This window comes from Rhodoferax sp., from assembly GCF_028689305.1.
GTDB lineage: Bacteria > Pseudomonadota > Gammaproteobacteria > Burkholderiales > Burkholderiaceae_C > Rhodoferax.
The window spans coordinates 1-4,293 of sequence record NZ_JAQTWM010000154.1; the positions used below are offsets into that span (position 1 = coordinate 1).

2 protein-coding genes and 1 pseudogene are annotated in these 4,293 nt (G+C 62.4%); 1 reads left to right on the forward strand and 2 read right to left on the reverse strand.

From position 1 onward, the window contains the following. Positions 1-211 (reverse strand): annotated as a pseudogene (locus tag PHW99_RS18200) (hydroxymethylbilane synthase); the annotation flags it as partial. Between the two features lie 111 nt (positions 212-322). Here PHW99_RS18200 and ppc point away from each other — a divergent pair. Then, positions 323-3,202, forward strand: a complete 2,880-nt coding sequence (gene ppc / locus PHW99_RS18205; RefSeq protein ID WP_300181063.1) for a phosphoenolpyruvate carboxylase — start codon at positions 323-325, stop codon at positions 3,200-3,202. Between the two features lie 173 nt (positions 3,203-3,375). On the opposite strand, the gene PHW99_RS18210 is transcribed toward ppc, so the two are convergent. After that, positions 3,376-4,293 (reverse strand): hypothetical protein (locus PHW99_RS18210; RefSeq protein WP_300181066.1); only part of this gene is annotated, 918 nt, incomplete at its 5' end.

Below are 4,293 nucleotides of genomic sequence, written 5' to 3' on the forward strand. Positions count from 1 at the left end.
CGCGCCCCTCTTCCAGGGCGACTTCCAGCTCCTTGACAAACAACCCCTTGCCTCCGACCTGGCTGAGCGAACGGTCCAGAATCTGGTCCCCCCGGGTGGTCATGCCCAGCAGCTTGACCGAATGCCCAAGCTGGCCCAGCAGGAACTGGACATGTTCGGCCTGCCACAGGGCCAGACGACTCTCTCTGGTGGCGATGGTGAATGTACTCATAAGCGCTGGCGCGTGGCCGTAACCTTTTTGTTATCTCGATGGGGTCAGGGATGCTAGCATGCCTCTTGCTTACTTCCAGCTGACTTCCCCTTGCCCGACCGGAAAGCCGACATGACCACTTCTCGCCCGACACGCCACCAGACACCCACCAAAGTCAGCCGCCCCAACCCCGAACAACCGCTGGTCGACAACATCCGCCTGCTGGGTCGCATCCTCGGTGATGTGATCCGTGAACAGGAGGGCGAAACCGCCTATGCGCTGATCGAGCAGATCCGTCAGCTGTCGGTGGCCTTCCGCCGGGACGCCGACCATGAGGCCGACAAGACCCTGAGCAAGCTGCTCAAGTCCCTCAGTGGTGACCAGACCGTCAGCGTGGTGCGTGCCTTCACCTACTTCAGCCACCTGGCCAACCTGGCCGAAGACCGCCACCACATCCGCCGCCGTGCCATGCACGAGCGCGCCGGCAGCCTGCAGGAGGGCAGCATTGAAATGACGCTGCAACGGCTGGCCGATGGCGGGGTGACGCCACACGCCATCAGCCAGATGCTGGCTCACAGTTTTGTCTCGCCAGTGCTCACCGCCCATCCGACCGAGGTGCAGCGCAAAAGCATTCTGGATGCCGAGCGTGACATCGCCCAGCTGCTGACCGCCAGAGACGACATCCTGGCCCAGGCCGCCGCCTACGTGGTGCCCAAGGACGCGCTGACCCCACGCGCCTTGGCTGCCAACGAACAGCAGCTGCGCGCCCGCGTGCTGCAGCTTTGGCAAACCCGTCTGCTGCGTTTTTCCAAGCTCACCGTGGCCGACGAGGTGGAGAACGCGCTGAGTTATTACGAGTCCACCTTTCTGCGTGAAATTCCGCGCATCTATGCCAACCTGGAACAGGCACTGGGGCAACAGCCAGTGGCCAACTTCCTGCGCATGGGCCAATGGATTGGGGGTGACCGCGACGGCAATCCCAACGTCAATGCCCAGACGCTGTCCCATGCGCTGCGCCGCCAGGCCGACGTGGCCCTGCGCCACTACCTGACCGAGGTGCACTACCTCGGTGGCGAACTCTCGCTGTCGGCCATGCTGGTGGACTTTCCACCTGCCATGCAGGCCTTGGCCGCACAGTCGCCCGACACCAATGAACACCGCAAGGATGAACCTTACCGGCGGGTGCTGATTGGTGTCTATGCAAGGCTCGCCGCCACCCTCAAGGTCCTGACCGGGGGCGACGCCGCGCGCCATGCCGTGCCGCCCCAGAACCCCTACCTGAACGCCCAGGAGTTGCTGGCCGACCTGCGGGTGATCGAAGCCTCGCTGCTGGCCCACCGGGCCCAGGCCCTGGTAGCCCAGCGCCTGCAGCCACTGATCCGCACCGTGGAGGTGTTCGGCTTTCATCTGGCCACCGTGGACCTGCGGCAAAGCTCAGACCAGCACGAGCTGGTGTTGGCCGAGCTGCTGTCCATTGCCCGCATCACCCCCGACTACGCCCGCCTGGACGAAAGCGCCAAATGCACACTGTTGATGACCCTGCTGTGTGACGCCCGCCCGCTCAGGGTGATGGGGGCCCATTACTCGGCACACACGCTCAGCGAGATCGGCATTTTCGAGACCGCCAGAAAGATGCGCGAACAGTATGGCAGCCAGGCCATCCGGCACTACATCATCAGCCACACCGAAACCGTCAGTGACCTGCTCGAAGTGCTGCTGCTGCAGAAAGAAGTGGGCCTGATGCATGGCACCCTGGATCAGGCCGCCACCTGCGACCTGATCGTGGTGCCGCTGTTTGAAACCATTGACGACCTGCGTCATGCCGCGCCGATCATGAAGGCGTTTTACGCCCTGCCCGGCATCCTGGCGCTGGTGCAGCGTGGTGGCCCCGACCAGTATGGCGAACAGGACATCATGCTGGGCTACTCCGACAGCAACAAGGACGGCGGCATCTTCACCAGCAATTGGGAGCTGTACCAAGCCGAAATTGCGCTGGTGGACGTGTTCAACGAGATCAACCGCCCCCACCCCAGTCCGAAAAACCACCAATTTGTGCAGTTGCGCATGTTCCACGGCCGCGGCGGCACCGTCGGGCGAGGCGGCGGCCCAAGCTTTGCCGCCATCCTGGCACAGCCCCCGGGCACGGTGCGGGGCCAGATCCGGCTGACCGAGCAGGGTGAGGTGATCGGCTCCAAATATGCCAACCCGGAAATCGGCCGGCGCAACCTGGAAACGCTGGTGGCCGCCACGCTGGAAGCCACTTTGCTGCACCCGACCCGATCGGCCGACCCGGCGCATCTGGCCGTGGCCGCGGAGTTGTCGCTGACCAGCATGGCGGCCTACCGCAAGCTGGTCTATGAGACCCCTGGCTTCACCGACTATTTTTTCAGCGCCACCCCGATCCGCGAGATCGCCGAACTCAACATCGGCTCGCGCCCGGCCTCGCGCAAGCCCTCGCAGAAAATCGAAGACCTGCGCGCCATCCCCTGGGGGTTCAGCTGGGGCCAATGCCGCCTGACCCTGCCGGGCTGGTACGGCTTCGGGTCTGCGGTAGACCGGTTCCTCCACCCCCAGGGTGACAAGACACCCGTCAAGACCCGCAAGCAGCGGCTGGTGTTGTTGCAACAGATGGAACAGCAGTGGCCGTTTTTCAAAACCCTGCTGTCCAACATCGACATGGTGCTGGCCAAGAGTGATCTGGCGCTGGCCTCACGCTACGCCGAACTGGTCAGCGACAAGCGGCTGCGCAAGAAAATCTTCGCCAGCATCGAGCAGGAATGGCACCGCACCGCCAAGGCGCTGGAGCAGATCACCGGCCATCAGCAACGGCTGGCCAACAACGCCGCGCTGCAGCGCTCGATCCGCCACCGGTTCCCCTACATCGACCCGCTGCATCACCTGCAGGTGGAGTTGGTCCGGCGCTACCGGGCCGGCCAGGTGGACGAACGCCTCAAGCGCGGCATCCACATCTCCATCAACGGCATTGCCGCAGGGCTCAGAAATACAGGTTAGCTCGCATATTCATTGATTTTATAGCTATAATATTTATAGCTATAACTCATCAACGAGTTCGTCGCCACCACCGCCGGCGCCGGCGGGTTGGGATGGAGCATGAGGCCCGGCGGGATGATGACCTTGCTTGAGCAAGTGTCATTTCAAAAAAATAGGGGCTGGTCAGGCACGATCTACGCCGGCGCATCACTCAAGCCAAACTGTTCTCGGAAATAAGCCTCCACCACCTTGGCTTTGTTGTGCGAATCGATATTCTCGGCCAGCACGATTTCGCCCCTGGGCGTCTGCGCCACCACCTGGTCATTGATCTGATGTGAATCGCCATTCTGGTTGGAGGTGGCGCCCTTCTTGAGAGCCACCCCGCGCACTTCATGGTAGTTGGCACTCCTGCGGCGAATGGGGATACCCAGCAAACGGCGGATGGTCAACACCCGCCGGCCGTCCCAGGCAACATAAAGGCTGCTAAAGGCTGCATTGAAACCAGCCATCGCCGCCAGGCTGCCAAGGAAGGTAAAAAGGCCGCCCAAGACATAGAGTCCACCCCCCTCCTGCGCCGCCCTTCCCCAGAGGACGATGCCGGTAATGGCAAAAACGCTGCCAACCACCATGAACAGCAAGGAAAATCCCGGCTGGCGAAACATCGGGTAGTAGAGCTCCTTCTCCGCGCCGTTGTATCGCAGCGGCAGCAATGATTCCGCCTTTAGCTCCCGCACGCCTTGCGGCACGACCATGCCGGTGTTCAGTTGCTGAAAGCGGGAGCTTTCTCCGGTGGCATAGACGGGGATGGTAAAGGAACGGTTCAGATCGCTCCCCGGCAATGGCGCCTTGACGCTCAAACGCCAAAAGTAGTGATTGCCATTCCCGTCTTCGCTGGGGTGCAGCCCTGCGGGTACGGCAAAACGAAAGCGCAGTCGCATCCCCTGCGCCGTTCGCTCCACTTGGGCATAGCCACTGTCCTGCCACACCACCCGCTCTTGCCGGGTACTGTCATCGCCGCTGCCGGTTTCATAACTGTAGAGACAGCTAAGGCTCGCCTCGCAGACCAGCGCGGGTTCGTAAGGCACATGGAGTTCGATTTCGCCGCCAACGTC

Bases quoted from the DNA above. Each gene is read 5' to 3' on its own strand.
- ppc (WP_300181063.1), top strand. From the start codon at position 323: ATGACCACTTCTCGCCCGACACGCCACCAGACACCCACCAAAGTCAGC.